The organism is Maritalea mediterranea, from assembly GCF_021568695.1.
Lineage (GTDB): Bacteria > Pseudomonadota > Alphaproteobacteria > Rhizobiales > Devosiaceae > Maritalea > Maritalea mediterranea.
Map to the genome: position 1 here is coordinate 640,051 of NZ_JAKGTI010000002.1, position 23,299 is coordinate 663,349.

At 54.6% G+C, this 23,299-nt stretch carries 18 protein-coding genes; 7 read left to right on the forward strand and 11 right to left on the reverse strand.

What is annotated here, in order from left to right; all coding sequences use genetic code 11:
- The first annotated feature begins 4 nt into the window (after positions 1-4).
- The 5 genes from L1I42_RS12185 (at position 5) to L1I42_RS12205 (ending at position 6,215) form a co-directional block, all read left to right on the forward strand.
- Positions 5-1,954 (forward strand): nitric oxide reductase activation protein NorD, encoded by a 1,950-nt coding sequence (locus L1I42_RS12185; RefSeq protein ID WP_236114833.1) that lies wholly within the window; start codon positions 5-7, stop codon positions 1,952-1,954.
- Between the two features lie 261 nt (positions 1,955-2,215).
- Positions 2,216-3,283: an extracellular solute-binding protein gene (locus L1I42_RS12190; RefSeq protein WP_255769290.1), complete on the forward strand. Its 1,068-nt coding sequence runs from the start codon at positions 2,216-2,218 to the stop codon at positions 3,281-3,283.
- Between the two features lie 68 nt (positions 3,284-3,351).
- Positions 3,352-4,488: an ABC transporter ATP-binding protein gene (locus L1I42_RS12195; protein WP_236114835.1), complete on the forward strand. Its 1,137-nt coding sequence runs from the start codon at positions 3,352-3,354 to the stop codon at positions 4,486-4,488.
- A gap of 1 nt (position 4,489) precedes the next feature.
- Complete coding sequence (locus tag L1I42_RS12200) at positions 4,490-5,353, forward strand: ABC transporter permease (RefSeq protein ID WP_236114836.1); 864 nt, start codon at positions 4,490-4,492, stop codon at positions 5,351-5,353.
- 1 nt (position 5,354) lies between these two features.
- Positions 5,355-6,215, forward strand: coding sequence for an ABC transporter permease (locus L1I42_RS12205; protein ID WP_236114838.1), 861 nt, complete (start codon positions 5,355-5,357; stop codon positions 6,213-6,215).
- Positions 6,216-6,291: 76 nt separating this feature from the next.
- Here the strand turns inward: L1I42_RS12205 and L1I42_RS12210 are convergent, their stop codons facing one another.
- The 7 genes from L1I42_RS12210 to L1I42_RS12240 all read right to left on the reverse strand — a co-directional run bounded on the left by L1I42_RS12210 (position 6,292) and on the right by L1I42_RS12240 (position 13,989).
- Positions 6,292-7,437 (reverse strand): iron-containing alcohol dehydrogenase, encoded by a 1,146-nt coding sequence (locus L1I42_RS12210; RefSeq protein ID WP_236114840.1) that lies wholly within the window; start codon positions 7,435-7,437, stop codon positions 6,292-6,294.
- A gap of 3 nt (positions 7,438-7,440) precedes the next feature.
- Positions 7,441-8,823 carry an aldehyde dehydrogenase family protein gene (locus L1I42_RS12215; RefSeq protein WP_236114842.1) on the reverse strand — a complete coding sequence of 461 codons (1,383 nt, stop codon included), beginning with the start codon at positions 8,821-8,823 and terminating at the stop codon, positions 7,441-7,443.
- Between the two features lie 3 nt (positions 8,824-8,826).
- Complete coding sequence (locus L1I42_RS12220) at positions 8,827-10,191, reverse strand: glutamine synthetase family protein (protein WP_236114843.1); 1,365 nt, start codon at positions 10,189-10,191, stop codon at positions 8,827-8,829.
- Between the two features lie 104 nt (positions 10,192-10,295).
- Complete coding sequence (locus L1I42_RS12225; RefSeq protein WP_236114844.1) at positions 10,296-11,330, reverse strand: TRAP transporter substrate-binding protein; 1,035 nt, start codon at positions 11,328-11,330, stop codon at positions 10,296-10,298.
- A gap of 57 nt (positions 11,331-11,387) precedes the next feature.
- Entirely contained in the window at positions 11,388-12,710 is a 1,323-nt protein-coding gene (locus L1I42_RS12230; RefSeq protein ID WP_236114846.1) for a TRAP transporter large permease, read from the reverse strand.
- Positions 12,710-13,213, reverse strand: coding sequence for a TRAP transporter small permease subunit (locus L1I42_RS12235; protein WP_439651504.1), 504 nt, complete (start codon positions 13,211-13,213; stop codon positions 12,710-12,712). Before L1I42_RS12235 ends, L1I42_RS12230 begins: the two co-directional genes overlap by 1 nt.
- Positions 13,214-13,215: 2 nt before the next feature.
- On the reverse strand, positions 13,216-13,989 hold the full coding sequence (locus tag L1I42_RS12240; protein WP_236115066.1) for an N-formylglutamate amidohydrolase: 774 nt from the start codon (positions 13,987-13,989) through the stop codon (positions 13,216-13,218).
- A 140-nt stretch (positions 13,990-14,129) separates the two neighbouring features.
- Here L1I42_RS12240 and L1I42_RS12245 point away from each other — a divergent pair, with 140 nt between their 5' ends.
- Positions 14,130-15,002, forward strand: a complete 873-nt coding sequence (locus tag L1I42_RS12245) for a MurR/RpiR family transcriptional regulator (RefSeq protein WP_236114850.1) — start codon at positions 14,130-14,132, stop codon at positions 15,000-15,002.
- Positions 15,003-15,026: 24 nt separating this feature from the next.
- Here L1I42_RS12245 and L1I42_RS12250 read toward each other — a convergent pair whose 3' ends face one another.
- The 3 genes from L1I42_RS12250 to L1I42_RS12260 are packed head-to-tail and all read right to left on the reverse strand — an operon-like array spanning position 15,027 to position 21,506.
- On the reverse strand, positions 15,027-15,374 hold the full coding sequence (locus L1I42_RS12250) for a YigZ family protein (RefSeq protein WP_236114852.1): 348 nt from the start codon (positions 15,372-15,374) through the stop codon (positions 15,027-15,029).
- Between the two features lie 45 nt (positions 15,375-15,419).
- On the reverse strand, positions 15,420-19,604 hold the full coding sequence (locus L1I42_RS12255; RefSeq protein WP_236114854.1) for a translocation/assembly module TamB domain-containing protein: 4,185 nt from the start codon (positions 19,602-19,604) through the stop codon (positions 15,420-15,422).
- 45 nt (positions 19,605-19,649) lie between these two features.
- Positions 19,650-21,506 carry an autotransporter assembly complex protein TamA gene (locus L1I42_RS12260; protein WP_236114856.1) on the reverse strand — a complete coding sequence of 619 codons (1,857 nt, stop codon included), beginning with the start codon at positions 21,504-21,506 and terminating at the stop codon, positions 19,650-19,652.
- A 239-nt stretch (positions 21,507-21,745) separates the two neighbouring features.
- Between L1I42_RS12260 and L1I42_RS12265 the strand changes: the two genes are divergently transcribed.
- Complete coding sequence (locus tag L1I42_RS12265) at positions 21,746-22,678, forward strand: sugar phosphate isomerase/epimerase family protein (protein ID WP_236114858.1); 933 nt, start codon at positions 21,746-21,748, stop codon at positions 22,676-22,678.
- Here the strand turns inward: L1I42_RS12265 and L1I42_RS12270 are convergent.
- Positions 22,675-23,283 (reverse strand): DapH/DapD/GlmU-related protein, encoded by a 609-nt coding sequence (locus tag L1I42_RS12270; protein WP_236114861.1) that lies wholly within the window; start codon positions 23,281-23,283, stop codon positions 22,675-22,677. The two genes, L1I42_RS12265 and L1I42_RS12270, sit on opposite strands and share 4 nt — an antisense overlap.
- Positions 23,284-23,299: the final 16 nt, after the last annotated feature.

A 23,299-nucleotide genomic window follows, 5' to 3' on the forward strand; every position in this document is an offset into this window, starting at 1 on the left:
GATGATGAACAAGACCTTTGATCCCCGCCATATCGAACCCTGGGAACCAGAAGAAACCATCGGCAAAATCTGGCATGATTTCGCCGCACACGCCACCGCGCCTGTTCAGTTTGAAGAGGCAACGGTCGAGTTGGGCGAATTGTCCAAACGACTCGCTGTGTTCTTTCGGGGTTTGGGCGGGCATCATAGTGTCGACATCCGTCCAGTAGCGGCTGAAGTCAGCCACCAGCGCATGTCCTTCCGGCAAAAACTGGGGCATGAGCAACTGGCCGTCGCCCGCGCCTCCTTTGATGGGGAAGTGCTGCGCCTGCCTGAAAAGCTGGCCTTTTTCCCTGATGAAAACGCCAATGCGGCGCTCTATGTCTGGCTCACCGCCAGCGCGGCCTTTGCTGAAGCCTTTGAACCGCAGGAAGATCCGCTGGTGGCCGACCTTCTGGCCATCAAACGCGCCGGTGAAATCACCGCGCAAATCATCGAACAATGTCCCGGCCTTGCCGGGCTGCAAACAGAGCTGGCGGCGATGAGCCTTTATCTCCGCCCCAACCACAAGCTGCCCCGTTTTGAAGCTGCGGTGGAAGAATTGATCCAGCATGCGCTGGGCCATGATGCGCCCTTGAGCGTGCAAGCCCAGCTGCTGCAAGACCATATGCAAAAGGGCGAGTTTGACGGGCTTGTCGCCCCAAAAAACTATTGCCCCTTCGCACCGGTGCCCATGTGGTGCGAAAACCGCGATCTGCTTTTCAGCGCCCCTTCCGAAGTCGCCACAATGGATGCCGAACGCGCCAAGGAAGTAAACAAGAAGGGCCTTTTTCGCGCCCGGCGGCATAAATCTGATCAGGCTGAACGGAAAGATAGCCTGATCCTGCACAAATTTGAGGCCATCCTCTCTTGGGCCGAATTTATGAACCTCAATCGCCGCGTTGATGATGACGACAATGATGACGCGAAAAAGGCAGCCGACGATCAGGACGAAATCGGCCTGGGCCAAATCTCCAAAGCCCCCGCAACTAGGCTAAAACTGCATTTGGATCTAGCTCCAGAAGATGTTGACCGCGAGCGGTTGGCTGGCAAAGTGCTGTACCCGGAATGGGACACGCGTACCAACGCCTATTTACCCGACCATTGTCAGGTTTTTGAGAGCAAGGGCGAAATCAAAGAGGACGTTCCCTCTTTCCGCGCCGACGCCCAATCCGCCCGCCGCATCAATGCGGTCAAACGCCAGTTTGAAGCCTTGCGCCCCGGCCGGGTGATCATCCCAGCCCAGCGCGACGGCGAAGAGCTGGATATGGACGCGGCCGTGCGTGCGCAGGCCGATCTGCGCGCCTGTGGCGAAAGCAACGACAATATCTGGCGCCAACCCCGCCCGGAAGCGCGCGATCTCGCTGTGTCTATCTTGCTGGACGTCTCCCGCTCCACCGAAGGCGCGGTGGGGGACCGCTCCGTGATCGAAGTGGAACGCGAGGCGCTGGCCGCCCTCGCCTGGGGGCTAAATGCCTGCGGCGACCATTTTGCCATCAACGCCTTTTCATCTCTAAAGCGGGACCGTGTCTATCTCACCAAATGCAAGGATTTTAATGAACATATGTCCGAGCAGGTGGAGCAAAAAATCGGTGCACTTAACCCCGGCTTTTACACACGACTGGGCGCCGCCATCCGCCACACCTCAAAAGATCTGGCGAAACAGGCCAGCAATAAACGCTTGCTGCTGGTGATTACCGATGGCAAGCCCAACGATCTGGACCATTATGAGGGTCGCCACGGCATTGAAGACACCCTCATGGCCATTCAGGAGGCCCGACGTCTGGGTCACGCTGTCTATGGCATCACCATCGATGCCAAGGGCCAAAGCTGGTTTGCCCGCATGTTCGGCCCCGGCCGTTTTTCCATTATTCCACAACCGGAAAAACTCACCCAGGCCCTACCGCAAATCTATCGACAATTGGTGATTGGCTAAGGATAAGCAGGCGTTTCAAGGGCCGCTGCAGGTGCAAAGCGTCCCCTGATATCAATTTTTTCCACTCGGTCAAATATGACAAAACTGATAATTTCTTGACAGGACACATCAAACTGAATGAATATCTTCAAACTGTCATAAAAGTGCTATGGTCGTTCAATAGGTGTCACACCGTCGCTCGATCAAAACGCGATAATAATAAGGGCTCACGCAATTGGAGGAACCGGTCCGCGTGCGGCTTAATTCAAGTGGAGAGAAATCATGAAAAAGATTCTAACATCAGGCATCGCACTGCTCGCAGCAGGCGTTATGGGCGCAACATCTGCGCAGGCTGAAACGCTGCGTTTGTTGACATGGGGTGGCTACGCACCGGAAAATGTAATTGAGTTGTTTGAAGCGGAAACCGGCCACACTGTGGAAGTGACCAAATCCAACAACGAAGAAATGGTCGCCAAACTGCGCGCCACAAATGGCGGTGGCTTCGATTTGGCCCAACCCAGCCAAGACCGTATTGCCGGTGCCCAGGCTGAATTTGATATTTACAAGCCAATCGATCTTTCAAAAATCGACGAGAGCTTGTTCATCCCATCCATGTTGGAAGCCACCAAGGGCAACACGACCTACAATGGCGAAATCTATGGTGTACCCCATGTGTGGGGCACTTCCGGCCTGATCGTCAACAAAGCTGAAGCCAGCGGCGTAACCGACTATCTTGATCTTTGCGACGACTCTGTTGCGGGCAAAGTGTCTTACCGCCTGAAGCGCCCAACATTGATCGGCTTTGCCTTCTCAATGGGCCTCGACCCCTTCGCCGCTTATAATGACGAAGAAGCCTACAAAGACATCTTGGCCAAGGTTGAAGAAAAACTGATCGAATGTAAGCCAAATGTGAAAACATATTGGGGTGGCGGCGACGAGATCAAAAACCTGTTGCGCTCTGGCGAAGTGGTTGCGGCCATGGCTTGGGACACAGGCGGCTGGTCATTGAATGCAGACAATCCCGACATCACTTTCGTAGCGCCTGAATCCGGCGCTTTGGGCTGGATTGACACATTCGTTCTGCCAAAGCGTGGCCGTGCTGACGAAGCCGCCTATGCCTGGATCAACTTTGTGATGCAGCCTGAAATTGCCGCGATGATCACCAATTCTGCAGGCAACTTTACCGCGTCTCAAGGTGGCGATGAAGGCGTGGAAGATGCGCTGAAAGCACGCTATCAGGAAAGCTTCCCACCTGAAGCTGTTGATAACATCAAGTGGTACCCAACTGTGCCAGCGAACCTCGAAACGCTCGAAGGCGCTGTACTTGATCGCGTAAAAGCCGCAAACTAAGCGTACGCACATCAATCTTGAGAAAGAGGCGCGAACTTCGCGCCTCTTTTGCATCGCCGGAGCCTTGAATGAGCCAGCAACCTGCCTCTGCACAAAACACCAATGCCGCCGCTGCATTTGATTTGGAATGCCGCAACATCAACAAAGATTTTGATGGTTTCAAAGCGGTCAATAATGTCAGTTTCAATGTGCCCACCGGCACCTTCTTTTCGATTTTGGGGCCCTCAGGCTGTGGCAAAACCACCCTTTTGCGCATGGTGGCCGGCTTTCAAACGCCCTCCAGCGGCGATTTGTTGATCAAAGGCAAGTCCATGCTTGGCGTGCCACCCAACAAGCGCCCGGTCTCCATGGTATTCCAGCATCTGGCGCTGTTCCCCATGATGGACATTGCCGCCAATGTGGGCTTTGGCCTGCGCCAGCGCGGCGTGCCGCGCGAAGATATTGCCAAACGGGTAGAAACCGTTTTGGAACGGGTGGGCCTGCCCGGTGTCGGCAGCCGCCATATAAGCCAGCTTTCTGGCGGCCAGAAACAGCGCGTGGCCATTGCCCGCTGCATGGTGCTAGAACCCGATGTCCTTCTGCTGGACGAACCCCTCGGCGCGCTTGATCTCAAGCTGCGCGAGCATATGAAAATTGAGCTGAAAAAGCTGCAATCAGAATTTGGCACCACCTTTGTTTATATCACCCATGACCAATCTGAAGCGCTGGTAATGAGCGACCAGATTGCCGTGATGAACCATGGTGAGTTCGAACAGGTGGGCGCCGCCCGCGAGCTATATCACGAACCAAAAACTGCTTTTGTCGCGGGCTTTGTGGGCGAAGCCAACAGCTTCACCGCAAAAGTGGACAGCATCAATGGCGATGCCGCCACACTGGTCAGTGATGACGGGTTAAACATCAAGGGCCACGACGCCTCCGGCAATCTGCAACAAGGCGACAAGGCCAAAGTGTATGTGCGACCGGAATCGATCCGCCTGGCCACCAGCGCCAACCAGCTCGACAATGTTGAAAATCTCAATCAGGGCATCATCGAAAATATCCTGTTTAACGGCGCCAACAGCCACATCTTGCTGCGCGAAGAAAAGTCTGGCGGCGAGCTGAACGTGGCGATCCCGCAAACCGGGCAGTTCCGCGACCTCACCAGAGGCGACAAAGTCTATATCGGCTGGGAAGCAGCGCAAACCCGCTGCTATAAGGAGAGTTAGAATGAACAGCGTTCACTCTCGCCTCAGCCTCTATCTGCTGTTCACGCCCTTCCTACTGTGGCTGGCGCTGCTGATCATCATCCCGCACATTTTTATGTTTCTGGTGTCGATCAGCGTCAAAACCGGCGTGCGCGAATATGTGACCGGCCTGGGCAACTATATGGTGTTTTTCACCGAGCCGCTTTACTGGAACACTTTTGCCCGCACGGCCTTTATGTCGGTCTCGGCCACATTTCTAACGCTGTTGATCGGCTTTCCCGTCGCCTATTACATCGCCAAGCTCACCCGCGGCCGCACCAAAACCACCCTGTTTTTGATGTGCCTTATCCCCTTCTGGGTCAGCGAACTGGTGCGCACCTTTGGCTGGATGATCCTGTTGCGCGAAACCGGCATCTTTTCGTCGTTCCTGCAATATATTGGCCTCGCCTCAGAACCGATCGAATTTCTGTACAATGATGCCGCCATTATGGTTGGCCTTGTCTACACCTCCATGTTGTTCATGGTGGTGCCACTGGTCACAACGCTGGACAGCCTCGACGACAGCCTGATTGAAGCGGGCTATGATCTCGGGGGCAACGGCATCACGGTCCTGCGCGAAATCATCATCCCCCACGCTATGCCCGGCATCGTTTCGGGCTGCATCGTGGTGTTTATGCTGTCGCTGGGCAACTATCTCACGCCGATCCTTTTGGGCGGCAAAGACAGTTTGTGGTTCACCGGCCTGATCTATGATCAGTTCATCACCCGGTTTAACTGGGAGTTGGGGTCCGCCTTCGGCTTCCTGCTTCTGCTCCTCTCCTCCACCATTGTGTGGGCAGGCCTTAAGCTTTCCGGCCAGTCCCTCACCAACACAGTGGGGCGGTAAGATGATCAGAACACTTCCCCAATCCAACACCTTCAAATGGACCTACCGCGCATATGTGACGCTGTTCTTCGTCTATCTGGCGCTGCCACTCACCGTGGTGTGCCTCATGGCGTTCAACAACAGCGTCTTTCCCTCCCTGCCGTGGGAAGGGTTCACCTGGGCCTGGTTCTTTGGCGATGAAGACCCGTTTATCGGCGTGTTTAATGACCGCTCCATTCTGCGCTCCATCGGCACCTCCATGTTTGTGGCCTTCTGGGTTTCCCTGCTCTCAATTGCAGTGGGCACCACCAATGCCTTTTTGTTTGTCCGGCACGATTTCAAGTTCAAGGAATTCTTCTATATCTTGATGCTGCTGCCGCTGATCATTCCCGGCATTATTCTGGGCATTTCCATTCTGGTGTTCTCCAACGCCGTGGCCAACAATCTGGAAAACGCCACCGGCATGTGGTTCGACGGTCTGCGTCCCGGCCTGCCGCTGGTGATCCTGGGTCAATTCAGTTTTATCGCCACCTTCGCCACCTTGGTGATCTCGGCACGGCTGGAGAAGTTCGACCGGTCACTGGAAGAGGCCGCGCTTAATCTGGGCGCGACACGGCTGGGCGCGATCCGGCAGATCACCCTGCCCTTCCTGTTTCCAGCCATTGCAGGCGCTGGCGTTGTGGCCATTTTGATGAGCTTTGAAAACTTCAACACCACTTTGATGCTGGTCGGCTCCGATGCGCCGCTCACCATCAATATGTTTGACCGCTTGAAGCTGGGCTCCACCCCGGTGCTGAACGCCGTGTCCCTGCTCCTGATCGTGGTGTCCGCACTGTTGGGCCTCGTAAGCCTGCTGTTCCAAAAGCGAGACAAATCCAGCTAGGATTACGATCCAAACAAAAAAAGGCCGACCACAAAGTGGCCGGCCTAGGTCGTCGTCTACAGGGAACGACTGAGGGTCAGAAGCAAGATTTCAGCAAGTCGAGCGTATTGTCATAAGTCATCTCAACCGGATTGCCGCCCGTGCTGGGGTCCTGCAAGGCTGATTTGGTCAGCTTGTCCAAATCCGGATTTTCAATACCCAGTTCGGTCAGGTTTTTCGGAATGCCCAAATTGTCGTTGAGTTCGCCCACAAAGGCATAAAACCCGTCAAAGCCGCCAGAAATGCCCAAATAGTTCGCGGCCATGGCCAAGCGATCTTCCACCGCCGGGCGGTTAAACTGCAGCACAGGCTGCATCACCACAGCATTGGTGGTGCCATGGTGGGTGTTGTGCACCGCACCAATCGGGTGCGACAGGGCGTGTATAGCACCAAGGCCCTTCTGGAACGCCGTTGAGCCCATCGCCGCGGCCGACATCATATGCGCACGCGCTTCGATGTCAGACCCGTCCTTAAAGGCTTTCGGCAGATATTCTTTCACCAGCCGCAGGCCCTCAAGCGCAATGCCCTGGCTCATCGGGTGGTAATGCGGCGAACAGAACGCTTCAAGACAGTGGGCGAACGCATCCATGCCCGTGCCAGCCGTGATAAAGGGCGGCATGCCGATGCTCAGTTCCGGGTCACAAATCACCACCGCAGGCAAGATTTTCGGGTGGAAGATGATTTTCTTCTCGTGGGTCACCGAATTGGTGATCACGGAGGCACGGCCCACTTCAGAGCCCGTACCCGCTGTTGTCGGCACAGCCACAATCGGCGCAATCGCATCCGCATCGGCGCGGGTCCACCAGTCGCCAATATCTTCAAAGTCCCAAATCGGGCGCGTTTGCCCCGCCATAAAGGCAATCACTTTACCCAAATCCAGTGCTGAGCCGCCGCCAAAGGCGATCACCCCATCATGGCCGCCTTCACGATATTGCGTCAGGCCTGCCTCGAGATTCTTCTCATTTGGGTTGGGATCAACTTCGGAAAACATGGCGCGGCCAAGCCCGGCCTTGTCCAGCAAGTCGAGTGTTTTGGTGGTGATCTCCAGATTGGCCAAGCCCTTATCGCTCACCAGCAAAGGCTTCTTAACGCCTGCCGCTGCGCATGCATCCGCGATTTCAACAATACGCCCAGCACCGAACCGGATCGGTGTTGGATAATTCCAATTGCCAACTAGTTTCATTCTTTAGGCTTTCTTCAAATGATAAGATTTCGGACGGGTCAGATTGTGATAGCCAATCTCGGAAAGGCCACCGCCGCGTCCGGTGTTTTTGCAGCCGGTCCAGCACAGGGCCGGATCCAGATAGTCGGCCCGGTTCATAAACACGGTGCCGGTCTCAATCTGGTCGCCAATGCGTTTGGCCCGCTCAATATCTTTGGTCCAAAGCGCTGCGGTCAGGCCAAACTCGCTGTCATTCATCAGCTTGATGGCTTCCGCATCGTCTTTGACCTTCATGATGCCCACAACCGGCCCAAAGCTTTCGTCGCGCATCACCCGCATGGAATGATCCACATTCACCAGAATTTGCGGCATCAGATATGCACCGCCATCATCTTCAGGGAACAGCGCCGGATCAATCAAGGGCTTCGCCCCTGCCGCAATGGCTTCGTTGGTTTGCGCCCGCACTTCTTCGGCAAAGCGCTTATGTGCCATTGGGCCAATGGTGGTTTCGCTGTCGAGCGGGTTGCCCAGCTTATAGCTCGACACCAGCTTCAAAGACTTTTCGACAAATTCGTCGAACAGGCTCTCCGCCACATAAATCCGTTCAATGCCGCAACAGCACTGGCCAGAATTGAACATGGCGCCATCGATCAATGTCGCAACGGCCGCATCCACATCCGCATCTTCCATCACATAGCCAGGGTCTTTGCCGCCCAATTCGGTGCCCACGCCCGTGAACGTGCCTGCCGCCGCTTTTTCCATGGCCACGCCACCGCCCACTGAGCCGGTGAAGTTCACAAAACCGAACGACCCCGCTGCGATCAAAGCGGAGGTGGTGTCATGATCCAAAAAGACATTCTGGAACACCTCTTCCGGCACACCTGCCGCATGGAACGCTTCTGCCATGCGTTCGCCCACAAGCAAGGTTTGCGAGGCATGTTTCAGCATCACGCTGTTGCCCGCAATCAAGGCAGGTGCAACGGTGTTGATCGCGGTCATATAAGGATAATTCCACGGTGCCACCACGAGCACCACCCCGTGCGGAATGCGCTCAATATAGCGCGAGAACTGGTCACTCTCTTCAATCTCGATCGGGGCCAATGCTTTTTCGGCGATATTCGCCATATGCAGGCCACGCTCTTCAAAGCCGCCAAACTCGCCGCCAAAGCGCACCGGGCGGCCCATTTGCCACGCCAGTTCTTCAACAATCTGGTCATTCATCTCGCCCACTTTGGCAATGCCCGCGCGCACCAGTGCAATGCGCTCGTCCAATGGGCGCTTGGCCCATGCCTTTTGCGCCGCTGCTGCCTTGGCCACAGCCGCCTTCGCATCACTTTCGCTCAGCACCGGACGTTCGGCATAAACCGATCCGTCAATCGGAGAGATACATGTCACATTTTTGGTCATATATTACGCTCTTTCAAACCCACGGGCGATTTCATAATCCGTCACCACCCGATCAAACTCTTCCTGTTCCCATTCTGCGGCACGCACATAATGGTCAACCACCGCATCACCAAACGCCGCGCGCAACATGTCAGACTTGTCCAACGTCACCATTGCCGCCCGCAAGGTCTGCGGAATTTCATCAGCCTTTTGCGCCTCATAAACATCGCCAGATGTGGCGGGCGCCAGCTCCATTTTCTCTTCAATGCCCTTAATGCCAGCCGCCAATTGGGCCGCCACGGCCAGATAAGGGTTCAAATCTGATCCGCCAATGCGGCATTCCACCCGAATGGCCTTGGTGCCATCGCCACAAAGCCGGAAACCTGCCGTGCGGTTATCGACCGACCACACGGTTTTGGTCGGGGCAAAAGTGCCCTTCTGGAACCGCTTATAGCTGTTGATATAGGGCGCCAGAAAATAGGTGTAGTCCGGCGCATATTTGATCAGCCCGGCCATATAATTGCGCATCAGCTCCGACATGCCCAACTCGCCATTCGGGTCATAAAAGGCATTGCTGCCATCCTGCCAAAGCGATTGGTGCACGTGCGAGGAGCTGCCCACCCGGTCATGATGCCATTTGGGCAAAAAGCTTACCGCCCGCCCCTGCTGCCATGCAATTTCTTTGGCAGCGTGCTTGGCGATGGTGTGATTGTCCGCACAATCCAAAGCAGCGCCATAGCGGATGTTCAATTCTTCCTGCCCCGCCTCGGCTTCACCCTTTGAGTTTTCAATCGGAATGCCCGCCGCATAGAGGTGATTGCGCAGCGGGCGCATAATCGACTCCTCTTTGGTGGTTTGCAGGATATGATAATCTTCATTATAGCCGCTGATTGGCTCCAGATCGCGGAAACCGGACTTCCGCACCTCGTCAAAGCTCTTTTCAAAAATAAAGAACTCCAGCTCGGTCGCGGTCATGGCTTCAAAGCCTAATTCTTTTAACCGGGCGATCTGCTTTTTCAGCACCGCGCGCGGCGAATGGGGAATTTGTTCATGGGTGTGGTGATCAAGCACATCGCACAACACCATCGCTGTGCCTTCAAGCCAGGGCACCAGGCGCAAAGTGGTCAGGTCCGGCTGCATCACATAATCGCCATAGCCAGATTGCCAGCTGGTGGCTTTATAGCCTTCCACTGTGAACATTTCTAAGTCGGTGGCCAAAAGATAATTGCAGCAATGGGTTTCTTCCCATGCGCTTTCCACAAAATGAACCGCGTGAAACCGCTTGCCCATCAACCGGCCCTGCATGTCGGGCAGCGCCGCAATCACGGTGTCCACCTCACCGCTTTTGACCAGTTCTTTCAGTGTCTCAAATGATAAATTACCCGGCATAATTCTGGTCCGTCAGTCTGAAGGGTCTGAACGCGCTATGGCGCTCAGACCCGAATTGGCAAAAATGTCCCGGAGCAAAAATCGACACCCCGGGACCAGTTGTATTAGGTGTTGTAGCGATACGGACGGCCTGCTTTTTGCATATCCGCATTGTACCGTTTGAAGATTTCAACAACCTTCGCCTTGGTTTCAGATTCTGCAGCGATCTCGTCCCAGAAATCCAAAGCCGCCTTTTCAACCTGATCCCATTCCTTATCCGGAATAGTGGTCAGTTCCATCTTCTCACCATGTACCCGAAGTGAAGCTTCACCGCCCCAATACCACCATTGGCGATAATAGTGAGAGCTGTCCATGGTAATTTTCAACAGCTCTTTCAGGTGGTCTGGCAACTCTTGATAACGGTCCATATTGGCAAAGAATGAACCCGCCCATGCACCTGAAATATTGTTGGTGAGGAAGTAGTTGGTCACATCGGCCCAGCCCACAGTGTAGTCTTCTGTGATGCCTGACCAGGCCACGCCGTCAAGCTCACCGGTTTGCACCGCAACCTCAATATCTTCCCAAGGCAGGGTTACCGGCACCACGCCAAACTGGCTCAGGAAACGGCCCGCTGTGGGGAAGGTAAAGACGCGTTTGCCTTTAAGGTCTTCCAAGCTGCGGATCGGGTCTTTCGTGGCAAAGTGGCAAGGGTCCCATGCACCAGCAGAAAGGTGCTTCACGCCCACTTTGGAATATTCCTCGTCCCAGATTTCATTCAAACCATATTGGTTGAACAGAACCGGCACGTCCAAAGAATAGCGGCTGGCAAACGGGAAGTAGCCGCCGAAAACGGTCACTTCGGTTGGTGAAGCCATGGAGTCATCATCAGACTGCACAGCGTCAATGGTGCCCTTTTGCATGGCACGGAACAATTCGCCCGTTGGCACAAGCTGGTCAGCGAAGAACAATTCGATTTCCATCTCATCGCCAGCAATTTTGTTAAAGCTGTCGATGGCAGGTTTGATCACATGCTCGGCCAATGCCGGGCCAGCATATGTCTGCATCCGCCAGCGGATCTTGTTTTGCGCAATGGCTGGTGTGGCCAGTGCTGCGGCCGGGGCCAAAGCGGCACCGGTGAGGAACTTACGTCTATTGGTCATTTCCTTCTCCTTGGTTGAGGCTCTTGTTTTTTGCCCAGTTATCTGGGTCTTTTATCGTTATTTCCCGTACACCGTTTCCGGCAGCCAGAGTGCCAGTTGCGGAAAGGCCATGATCAAGCCAAGCGCCAATATCATCACCAGCACAAACGGCAGGATCGAGCCGTAAATGTCTTTCAAGGTGATCTCAGGTGGCGCCATGGCCCGCATCAAAAATAGGTTGTAGCCGAAGGGTGGCGTCATATAGGCGATCTGCGTGGTGATGGTGTACAAAACGCCATACCAGACCAAATCAAACCCGAGCGCTGCGACCAGCGGCACATATAGCGGTGCCACGATCACCAGCATCGCCGTGTCGTCCAAAAAGGTGCCCATCAGCAAGAACGAAAGCTGCATGATGATCAGGATCACCCACGGATTAAGGCCCAATTGCTCGGTGAACAGGTTCTCAATGGCGCGCACCGCCCCGAGCCCGTCAAATACCGCGCCAAAGCCAAGCGCCGCCAGAATGATCCACATAAACATGCACGAAATCAGCAAGGTCTGCCGCACGGAAGTTTCAAACACTTCCCGCGTCATGCGCCGCTTCACCACGGCGGCCAAAAAGGCTGTCATCGCGCCAATGGCAGAGCTTTCCACCAGGCTGGTCCAGCCATTGATAAACGGCACCATCATTGCCGCGAAGATCACAATCGGCAACACCCCGGCGCCCAGCAACCGATATTTCTCGGCCGTGGTCACATCGCGATCTTCTTCCTTCAGCGCTGGGCCAAGCTCCGGCTGAATGCGACAGCGAACATAGATATAGAGGATAAAGAGACCGGCCATAATCAAGCCCGGCACCACACCGGCCAACCACAATTGGCCCACAGGCGCCCGCGCAATCATCGCATAAAGCACCAGCACCACGGAGGGCGGCACCAGAATCCCCAGCGAGGACCCGGCCTGGATCACCCCCGTGACCATGCGCTTGTCATAGCCCCGGCGCAGCAATTCGGGCAGCGCAATGGTCGCACCAATCGCCATACCCGCCACGGAAAGGCCGTTCATGGCCGACACCAACACCATCAAGCCAATGGTGCCGATCGCCAGCCCGCCATTGATCGGCCCCATCCACACATGGAACATGCGGTAAAGGTCATCAGCAATTTTCGATTCTGAAAGCACATAGCCCATAAAAATGAACATGGGCAGGGTCAAAAGCGGATACCATTTCATCAGCTTCATGGCCGAGGAAAAGGGAATATCTGACCCGCCGGTCCCCCAAAGGAAAAGCGCTGCAACCGCTGCCACCGCGCCAATCGCCCCAAAAACGCGTTGCCCGGTCATGAGCATCAGCATCATGGAGGCAAACATAAAGATGGCAATCAACTCATAGGACATTAAAGCTTCACTCCTTTAAGGGTGGCAATATCTTTGAAGAGCTCAGAAATGGACTGAAGCAGCATCATGAAGATGCCAAAGCACATGATCACCTTGATCGGCCACAAATAGGGCCGCCAGGCTGTCGGGCTGCGCTCCCCATATTGGAAGGAATAGCTGGTGCTGTCATAAGCACCGTAAAGCATCACGCCGAGATAAAAGATCAGGAACAAAACGGTCACCGCGTCCACCTGCGCTTTCCGCTTGTCCGACCAGGTGCCATAGAACAAATCCATGCGCACATTGGCCCCTTTTTGCAACGCATAAGGCCCGCCCAGCATGTAATAGGCCACCATCGCAAATTGCGCCATCTCCAAAGTCCACAGCGAGGGCAAAAAGAACGTCTTTGAGATCGAAGACCACAACAAAATGCCCACCATCACAAAGATGAAATACATCATGATGCGGCCCACGCGATAATTGATCGCGTCGATAATGCGGACATATTTGCCCATAAATGCCATCATCAGCTCGCCTCCCCCGCATTCAATTCTTCCAGCGTGCTCAACGCCCGCTGCAGCATGTCAGAAAGCAGTTCCGCCATCTCATCCTGCTGCGTTGCGGTCTGGATCAGATCGTTGCGCACCTCGATCATAACATTCAACAAACCGCGCTCAATGCCGTGGCGCTGCAAGGTATAGGTCACCCCATCTTCGGGGCCATAAGGTTCGTTACGCTCAATTTTGAGATCAGAAATCCGTTCCCCATGCGCCAGCATCGCATCAGCCAGCCGCGTATCTTCGTCGTGCAAAATACCAATGTCTGTTTCACGTTCAGAGCCAAAATAGATCGGCGTAAAGCTGTGAATGGTCACCAGAACCGGCTCCAGCTTTGCCCAATTGATCGCCTGCGACACTTGCTTGTGAAACGGGGTATAGCAAAGCGACACCCGTTCCATATATTGATCGACATCCAAATCCTTATTGCCCGGCACGTCGTAAATTTCACTGCGCACCGGCACCGCATCCTTGGCTTCTGGCGGACGGTTGCAATCATATACAAGGCGCGACACGCAGCCCGAAATCATCTTGGCGTTAAGGATATTCCCCATCCGCCGCATCACCTCATAGGCGCCCGGGTCCCAGGCGACGTGGCTTTGCTGCACCTCTTCGCTCAGGCCCAGCCCATCAAATTGAGGTGGGAAATAGTTTGACGCATGTTCACAAATCAAAAGCACAGGCGAAGTGGCGTCCGGATTTTCCAGCCGCACCGCCTCAAAGTCAGTATCCATTTTGTCCATATTGTCTGAAGAAATATTCACATCCACCCCTCTTATGTACATATTTCTTCACATGCCCCCGGCCTGTCAATATCTTTTCTGAAATCTTTTCTTCATATTCATCTCGATTGTTGATAAACCAATATAAATGGGAGATCACCGTGTCCGAGAATGCCAGTACCATTGCCGAGCTTTTGCAAAACAACGCCGATAATCTGACTCGGGCCGAGCGTCAGCTTTCACAATCTATTCTGGTGAATTATCCCGTATCAGGTCTCGGTTCGATCACCGCAGTGGCCAAGAGTGCCGGGGTGTCCACCCCCACCGTGGCGCGGCTGGTGAAAAAGATTGGCTTTTCCGGCTTTCCCGAATTTCAGGCGGCCTTGCGCAATGAGGTGGAAGCCACCATTTCCGACCCGATTGCCAAGCACGACACATGGGCCGGGCAAGCGCCGGACGAACATATCGTCAATAAATTCACCGAAGCGGTGATCGAAAATATCCGCCATTCCCTTGGCCAACTCGACATTGCCACCTTCGATAAAACCTGCGAACTGCTCGCGGACACCTCCCGCTCGGTCTTTGTGGTGGGCGGGCGCATCACGCGGTCACTGGCGGACTATTTTTTCCTGCACATGCAGGTCTTGCGCAAGGATGTGACCCACATCCAGGCCATCTCCAACGCTTGGCCACACTATCTGCTGGACATCAAAAAAAACGATGTGATCGTCATCTTCGACGTGCGCCGCTATGAGACCAGCACCCTGCGCTTGGCCGAAATGGCCGCTGAAGCCGGTGCCAAAATCATTCTGTTCACCGATCAATGGCATTCGCCCATCGCCAAACTGGCCGACCACACCTTCAGCCTGAAGATCGTCGTGCCCTCCGCATGGGACAGCTCGGTGACCATGATGTTGCTGGTGGAGACCATTATCGCCGACGTACAGACCCGCACCTGGCCGGAAACGCGTCAGCGCATGGAAGAGTTGGAAGTCATGTTCGACCGCACCAAATTCTTCCGCAAATTTACATAGAGATTTTTGGAATTTTCTAAAATTTTAGAGCTCATCTAAATAGAGCCGCACCGCATCTTTCACATGGCGAAACCGATCGCCGCCCAAATGCTTGCCGCCATACCAGCGGGTCACCACAATGATGTGATTGTGCAGCTCTTCCCGCGCCAGCATTTGCAAGATGATCATGCCCGCGCCGCTCTCGCCGTCATCATTCTTGATCTCTTCATCACCGCAGATCACCGCCCATGTGTTGTGGGTGGCTTTGGCAAATTTCTTCTTGCGTTTCAATTCCTTCAGAAAAACTTTTGCATCATCCGCAGAATGACAAGGGCCACCTGAAACTGCATATTTTGAGCCACGGTCAGAGATGATGTTGTCGAGAATAATCATGGCCTAGTGCTACTGAGACAAACGAGATTAATCAAGTACAACAGCCTAATAATCGCGCTCATAGAAAATGCCTGCCTCAGTCCTGCCATCGCCAGCGGTCTCGCCACGCGCTTTCAGACTGTCGGTGATATCCAAATCGATTGTGACCTTATCATCCGCGGCCTTGGTGCCTTTTTCCACATTCACATAGGTGCGATCATTCAAATAGCCACCAATGCCCACGGTGGTTTCTCCCTGCTCATTGCTTTTGATATCAATATTATCAACACCGGCCAGTGAGCGCAGACGGTCCAATAGACCCGGCCCCGAATTCGACCCATTGAGGGTGGCTATCGCGTTGGCCAACTGCGCAATCTGCAATGGCGACAGTTCGCCCAAACTTTTGCCAAAAAACAGATTGGCCACCACTTCATCATGCGGCAGGCTGGGCGAAGATTGGAAGAAGAACTCCGGTGCCGAGGCAAAGCCCTGCACGATAATCGAATAGATATATCCATCGCTGCGGGTGTTGGCGCTAAAGTTCAACGCCGGGTCCATTGACCCGCGGAAGGTCACCTGGCCAGTGTCAAAATCAAAACGCTTGGTCAGCAAATCCACACGACCGCGCAACAGGCTTATCTGACCGGATGGCGATGGGTTACCGGTTGTGCCCAGAATCCGCAACTGTCCCCCCAGCTCAGCGTCCACGCCACGGCCGCGCACATAAATGCGGCGGGGCGCATTGACCTGAATATCGAGATTCATCCCGCCCCCAGCGCCGCCACTGGCGCTAGGCTTGGGGGCCAGATCTGCCGCCTGTTTTTGAACCGCGCCGGATGCCCCCCTGTGTTGAATTTCGACTGGCGATACGCCGCCCCCCAATTGCTCTGGAATGGTGATGCTGGCTTGATCGATATTGGCGACACCGCCAATTGACCCGCCCGTGGCTAGCGGCCCTGCAAGCCGCAAGTCCGCGCTGAATTGGGTCGAAATTGTTCCATCTTCATAAGAACCGTTGCGCACGCGAATATCATAGTCGCTTTGCAAATCCTCTGACGGACGCAGGGAGGTTTGGCCGCTGATCGACAGTTGCCCACCACCGCCAATCGTTCCCGTCAGGCTCGTCACCTGCGCCCGGTCATTGTTCAATGCAATATTGCCGGAAATATTGGAAACCGTTATGTTGGAAGCCACATCCGTCAGCCGCGCTCCACTTGTGGTAATCTGCCCTTGATAGCGCGGCACCGCCGTGCTCCCACCAAGCTGCGCATTGATAGAGGCAGCGCCGGTGAGGCGGATACCAGCCCGCGACAAAGGCTGCGCCAAATATTCAAATGGCAACTGCCCTGCCACATCGATGTTCAAGCCATTGGTGGCCAGATTAATCGCGCCATTGGCTCGTGCCGATGCCCCACCCCCCTGAATATCATTTTCCATCGATAATCGATTATCGATCAAAGTGCCCGTGCCCGATAGATTAAGCGCTGAAAGCTGATTGCTGCGGCTCAACGCGACGGAAAATCCGTTTGCCTGATAGCGATATTCAACCCGTGGTGATGACGCGCTGCCGGTGATGCTTGCGCTGGCTGAGAGATTGCCTTCAATGGCTTGGCCCGTGCTGACAAAATTCTCAATCAAATTGAGTGGAAAGTCAGTCAATTGCGCGTCGACGTCGAGCTGCTCCCCGACTTGACCATTTGCCGAGACCCGCCCAGCGCCAACGCGCAGACCCGGCAGCGCCAAGCGAAACCCACCATCGGCTGGTGTCAAAGTCGCCGCAGCGACCAACTCGAGGGGCACATTTTGGTAGCGCCCGGAAAACGCCTCTAAATTGAGCGTGAACCCATCCGCATTCAATGCCCCATTGCCAGTGGCGCGCATTTGATCACCCTCATAGACCGCCTGTAGCACAAAGGGATAGGTCTGCCCCTCGCTGCGCACATCAAATTGCACATCTGAAACACGTTCATTTGCAGCCAGCACATTTTCGACCCGCGCGCTCGCATTGATAAATGGCACATCAAACAGATCACTTGCTTGGGCACTCAATTGCACATTCTGCGCTTTTGCCGTGGCCAAAGACAATTCATCTGACGCGGCCTCAAACTGCAGGTTCTGCTGCCCGTCGACAGCTTCCAACACCAGCTTGCCCGTCAGGTCACCGGCCAACCCGTCTTGTAACAACAATGGTGCAAGCTCTTTCAGATCAGCGATATCAAGCGTAAAACTGCCATCCAGCAACCCGTCATCCGCTATGGTGATGGCCCCTTCGGCCCGTCCCCCGGGCACATTGGCCGTCACATTCCGCAGCAATTGGCGGCCGTCACTTTGCTGGATATATTCCGCCTGCACCTCAACCGGAGACTGTCGATAAGTGGCGTTGAGTGCCAGCGTTATCCCGCCATTTAGCGCACCTTCAATGGTACCAGTCAGATCGTCCAGTGGTTCCCCTTCCAGTTGCACGCCCTGGCTGGCCAATTGCAATTTGACTTGCGGGTTGTTCAGCGCGCCGCTTGCTTCCACCCCCAGCTTCACCTGCCCCTCAAGCCGCGGATCAAAGGCCGCCAATTTGGTAAAGCCCACACTGCCATTGGCCGCAATACCTTCGACGGTCAACGCCGCCGCCAAATCTGCATTCAAATTACCGCTGCCCACAACAAGACGTTCCGCGGCAAGCCTTTGCCCGTCCCGCACCAGGCGCACTTCGATGTCAGCAGGGCCATTGGCGAACAGCTGGCCGTAAAGTCCATCATCCTGACCGGCAATCTTGGCTGTCAATTCAGCGGCAATATTCTGGGTATCTGGCTGGAAGATACCCTGTCCCTGTGCCGCCAAGGCCGCACTCTCAATCGTCAAATTGTCAAATCGCACCTGATTGGTCGAGAAAGCTAAATCTGTCGAAAGCTCGACAGGCCCAGCCAATAGCGGATCTATTTGTGGATTTTGCACCTGCACCGCGGCGGCTTTTGCATTGATTGCGACCTTGCCTTGCATGGCAGCCAAATCAAAATTGTCTGCATTTGCAGAAAATTCTGCCGCGTCAACCGAGATATCGGCACTATTCAATTGGGCCACGCGGCCGCCTATTTTCAAACTGGCCGCCTTTAGCGCACCTTTCAACTGGCCTTGCAAGTTAACAGCCCCTAGGCGCACTTCGGTTTCACCGTCGGGTGAAAAGGCAACCTCTGTTTCCGCGTCACCAAATTGACCATTTAGCGACAAATCAACTGTGTCAGCGGCGTATGTGCCCTGCGCGTCAATTCGCGTCAGTGTAGATCGAAAGCGAGCGCTCTTAATACCAAACGTATTATTGCCTTTTCGCACCGCATCCACGTTGAGTTGTGATTGACCGGCCACAAAAGGCACCAGCATATCTGGCATAAAGGGCGCTAATTTACCCACCAGCTCAGCCTGCACCCCTTGCTGGTCGTCCGCAAGGGACACGACAAGCGCCCCCTTCACGGCCTCTCGCCCATCCAAGGACGCGCTCAAATCTGCATTTAGGTTAGATAGGGGGCCGTTGGTGGCAATACGCGCCGCAAAAGCGGGCCGACCCGGTATATCAATAAGGTCGGCGAACAACCCCTCACCCGGCTCATCAATGGCCAAATTCAACCCAAATCCGTTCTCAGCCGGTTCAATCCGCCAATCCGCCATCAAAATTGGCGCATCACGGTCCAACGAAATCAGTTGCAACTCGCCACGCGTATTCAACGGCACATTTTGCGCAGCCAAATTGCCGCTTAACGCCAAACGCCGCGTCGTGCCCAGCACCGGCTCGTCCAACACAATTTCGTCAATTGAGATGTCGTCAATGACAGCGGCTCGCAACGGGTCTGGCAAAAACTGTTCCGGCAAGTCAAAGGTTGTCGGCGCTGCGTCTTGGGTTTCATCTGGTATGGGCAATCGATAGATGTGCACTTTGGCAACGGCGAGCCGGTCCAGCACCACGTGTCGCGAAATGAGTTGGCGCAATTGATAATCTACATGCACCCCTTCGATTTCGGCCCAAACCCCCTCTGCATCGCTTAGCTGAACTTTATCAATACGTAGCTTATCACCCAGCACTTGCTGCACACCGGTGATCTCCACCTGTTGCGCATCAGTACTTGCACTGTTGGCGATAAAGTTGCCGGTTATGTCGCGCCCCGTCGAGGTCAGCAATAAAAACGAAACGGCGCCCAACACCAGCACAACTGCCACAGCAAGGGACAGTGTGATCCGCCATGTCCATTTCTTTATTGCATTCATAAGGGACGGCCTTCGGCTATATCCTGCGGTCAAAGGGGCTTAACGCTAAAAAGCCTGTCCTATACCAAGATATAGGCCATAATTTGGTTCACCAGGAATATTATTAAGCGGGATCGCAACATCGGCGCGAATGGGCCCCAGAGGCGTCAAATAACGCAACCCAACACCAACACCGGTGTAAAAATCACCCCCCTGCCCCGGAATAGTCGAAGTAAAGGCCCCGCCCACATCGACAAAGCCAACAACGCCGATTTGCTCGGTTGCCTTGAAGCGGGCTTCTAAAGATGTTTCGAGGAAGGACAAGCCTCCGGTGGGCACACCGGCACCAGTGCGAGGGCCGGCCGCCTGAAAGGCATAACCGCGAATGGAACCCGCGCCGCCCGCAAAGAACCGGCGGTCCACCGGCACATCGGCCAAATCCGCGCCGATGATCGACCCGGCAGCCACACGCCCGGCAAGCACCAACCTTGCCGCCTCATCCACCGCATAATAGGTGCTGGCCCGAACCGAGCTTTTAACAAATTGGGCGCCACTATCGAAAGCATAAGTTGGCTCCGCGAAAGCGACCGCAAAAATGCCTTCGGTCGGGTTCAACGCATCATCGCGCGTGTCATAACTGAGCTCAAATGGCGCCGAAATAATCGATTGGTTGGTGGTCACCCCATCAACAGTGAGCACCGCATATTCGCCAGTCAGGCCGCCACTTACGCTGATCTCATCCGTAATTTCATGGGTCAGATTGGCTTCAATCTTGCCGCCACGCTTGGTGAAGGCCTGCGGATTTTCGATATCGAACGAGATTTTGCCCTCAAAGCTTGTTTTAGGCCCAAAGGCATTGGGCTTGAAATAAACCAGCGCCGTGTGAAAATCGAGTTTATCCAAACCGCCCTGGCCAATCCGGTTGACCGAGCCTTCCACCCGCACTTTTTCTGCGCCACCAAATAGGTTCCGGTGCACCCAGAAGCCCTCAACGCCCAAGCCGTCAGTGTTGCCAATTGTGGCACCAACCCCGATGGTCCTCGGTTTGCGTTCGCTCACTTCGATATTGAGATCAACAATATCTGGCCGATCGGCACGCCGTTCGCGCTTGATCACCACGCTATTGAACACGCCCAATTTCTGCAAATTGCGCGTTGCACGTTTCGTGATGGCTGGCCGATAAATCTCGCCTCGCGGCAAATCCGCAATTTCAATAATTGTCTGTTCGCGCACGTCCTTCGCGCCGGAAACACGCACATCACCGATATGCGCCAATTGGCCAGTTTCAATACGGATGGTCACCTCAAGCCGGTTAGTGCGATGGTCCGCCTCTATTGTGCGGTCAACCACTTCGGCAAAGGCATAACCTTTTTCGCGCCAGTCGGTCAGGATCGCATTTTGCGCCTCCAAAATCACATCTGATTTGGCCACCTCGCCTGCCCGTAATCCAAAATCCGCAACGGCAACGGGTTGCCCGTTGGTGCGCACATCGGGCGTGGCAAACACAAATTGCGCCCCAGCCTCGACTTGAATGGTCACTTGCGTCGCTTTGCCCTCGAGGCTGACGTCCAGCGGCACTTGGTCCAAAGGCGTACCATTGATCAGAATTTTCAATACTGCGCCGTAATAGGCTTCACCATACATGGCGGCCACAATACGTTTTTGGTCGACCCGAGCACGGGTCAAAAGGCTCACACTATCTTCAGGGGCGTCCGCCTGATTGCTCACCAAAAGTGAGGCATCCGCAATCACTTGCTCAAGCTCAGCTTTGTCCACCTGGATTTGCGTCGCATAGCGTACTTCGCCCGCCGCAGGCTCTAAATTCGCGGCGCTGGTAACGCGCGCATCGCCTCCGCCAAATGGCCACAACTGAGACAGATTGAACGCAACTGCAGGGGTCGCCGCAATGCTCAAAAGTGCCACAACCGATATACCCGCCAATGCCCTATGCACCAAATTCAGCAATTTGCTGCTACTCCAACTACTTAACTTGTCTTTTATCCTAATCGAAAAACCCTACCACAGTGCTAAGCCGCTGACAAAACCATTCAACCGGTAACGCACAAGACACTGCTTTGTTCAATCTCCCTCTCAACTGTCACTGAAGTGACATTGGAATTGCCTAAAACGCCCACAACTTTATGAGCAGTGGGAGGCCGCAAGTGGCACACCTTGTGGGATTCAGCGTCGGTAATTTTGGACAACAGGGCGATTTAGATGCATTGGGCAAACGCATCGCCGAACAGGTGGATCTGGGCGCAAACTTTTGTGAATTAGACGCCTCCAGTCTGGATGTTGTCGCGGCCTGCCGATTGATGCCCTCACGTCTCACCAAACTAAAGACCATCTTAACACGCCTCAAAATTGCATATGCGCTGCACGCGCCAATTGCGATCAATCTGATGGATCGTCGCCATATTGACCATCATTTGCGCGCGGCCATGGCTAGCCTGGAGTTGGCCGCCGAATGCGAGGCAGAGATCATGGTCATGCACCCCGGTCGCGTTCAACCCGACCATTGGGCTGATAATGCCAGACAATTCTTGGCCCTAGAAGCGGAAGATCTGTACATTTTGGCCGATCGCGCCCAAAATCTCGGTGTCACCATCGCTTATGAAAACCTCAATCCCAATCGTCACAACATGGCGGGCACGGAAACCTCCTATGCGCTCGACCTGCAAGCTCTAGCCGCGCAGCTAGAACGGATCGGCCACCCGCATCTGGTCGCGTGTTTTGATGTGAGCCATGCGCAGCAAGGGGCAACATTGCAGGGATATTATGTGCTCGAGAAATTGCCGATATTGACCCCACATATTGGCCATATCCATTTTTCAGATTCCACGGGCGTTCCTGCCACCATTAAGTGGAACAATGACGGCGAACGCCTGTTCTTCAGCATCGGCGACATGCATGCGGCCCCCGGTTTCGGGACCATTGATTTTGACGCCATCGCCGACACCTTTAAACTTGAAAGGTCCGTGGGCATCATCATCGAACTCAAGGGCAATCACTATGCCCATTCCGGCCGCCAAACCCTGGCAGCAGCCAAGACATTCGCCGCCAACATAATTAAGCAAAATGCCGCGATTGCTTAGCGGTATTTTTCAATAAATGCGTCAATGTCTAATGCTCTAATATCCGGAATCGCGGCCTTATATTTCTCACGGGGCCAATCCCACACGGCGATCTGTTCCAGCGCCTCGGCCTGCGCTTCGGTGAACCGCCGCTTGATAAATTTGGCCGGCACGCCGCCCACCACACTATAAGAGTCGACATCTTTGGTCACCACGGCACCCGCGCCGATCACCGCGCCATTGCCCACCGTGACCCCGGCAGTGATAGTCACCCCGTGCCCGATCCACACATCATGGCCGATCGTGACCCAATGGTTTTTGCGCCAGTCAAAAAATTCATGATCATCATCGCCCAGATCATATTGCTCGGCCCGATAGACCGAATGGTGTTGCAAAGCCCGCCAGGTCGGGTGGTTGCCCGGGTTGATCCGCACCGAATTGGCGATAGAGCAAAACTTGCCAATTGTGGTCCACACCACATGTCCATCCTGCGTGATGTAAGAATAGTCGCCCATCTCACTTTCGCGCAGCATGGTGCCTTTTCCCACATCGGTCCAAGCGCCCAACGTGCAATCTTTCACATCCGCTTTCGGATGGATGGTCGGTGCCTCACTCAGTTGTTTCATATGTCTTCCCCTAATT

What these genes read in the sequence shown, in the direction of transcription:
- L1I42_RS12185 (WP_236114833.1), top strand. Translation starts at nt 5, where the DNA reads ATGAACAAGACCTTTGATCCCCGCCATATCGAACCCTGGGAACCAGAA.
- L1I42_RS12190 (WP_255769290.1), top strand. Translation starts at nt 2,216, where the DNA reads ATGAAAAAGATTCTAACATCAGGCATCGCACTGCTCGCAGCAGGCGTT.
- L1I42_RS12195 (WP_236114835.1), top strand. Translation starts at nt 3,352, where the DNA reads ATGAGCCAGCAACCTGCCTCTGCACAAAACACCAATGCCGCCGCTGCA.
- L1I42_RS12200 (WP_236114836.1), top strand. Translation starts at nt 4,490, where the DNA reads ATGAACAGCGTTCACTCTCGCCTCAGCCTCTATCTGCTGTTCACGCCC.
- L1I42_RS12205 (WP_236114838.1), top strand. Translation starts at nt 5,355, where the DNA reads ATGATCAGAACACTTCCCCAATCCAACACCTTCAAATGGACCTACCGC.
- L1I42_RS12210 (WP_236114840.1), bottom strand. Translation starts at nt 7,437, where the DNA reads ATGAAACTAGTTGGCAATTGGAATTATCCAACACCGATCCGGTTCGGT.
- L1I42_RS12215 (WP_236114842.1), bottom strand. Translation starts at nt 8,823, where the DNA reads ATGACCAAAAATGTGACATGTATCTCTCCGATTGACGGATCGGTTTAT.
- L1I42_RS12220 (WP_236114843.1), bottom strand. Translation starts at nt 10,191, where the DNA reads ATGCCGGGTAATTTATCATTTGAGACACTGAAAGAACTGGTCAAAAGC.
- L1I42_RS12225 (WP_236114844.1), bottom strand. Translation starts at nt 11,330, where the DNA reads ATGACCAATAGACGTAAGTTCCTCACCGGTGCCGCTTTGGCCCCGGCC.
- L1I42_RS12230 (WP_236114846.1), bottom strand. Translation starts at nt 12,710, where the DNA reads ATGTCCTATGAGTTGATTGCCATCTTTATGTTTGCCTCCATGATGCTG.
- L1I42_RS12235 (WP_439651504.1), bottom strand. Translation starts at nt 13,213, where the DNA reads ATGGCATTTATGGGCAAATATGTCCGCATTATCGACGCGATCAATTAT.
- L1I42_RS12240 (WP_236115066.1), bottom strand. Translation starts at nt 13,989, where the DNA reads ATGGACAAAATGGATACTGACTTTGAGGCGGTGCGGCTGGAAAATCCG.
- L1I42_RS12250 (WP_236114852.1), bottom strand. Translation starts at nt 15,374, where the DNA reads ATGATTATTCTCGACAACATCATCTCTGACCGTGGCTCAAAATATGCA.
- L1I42_RS12255 (WP_236114854.1), bottom strand. Translation starts at nt 19,604, where the DNA reads ATGAATGCAATAAAGAAATGGACATGGCGGATCACACTGTCCCTTGCT.
- L1I42_RS12270 (WP_236114861.1), bottom strand. Translation starts at nt 23,283, where the DNA reads ATGAAACAACTGAGTGAGGCACCGACCATCCATCCGAAAGCGGATGTG.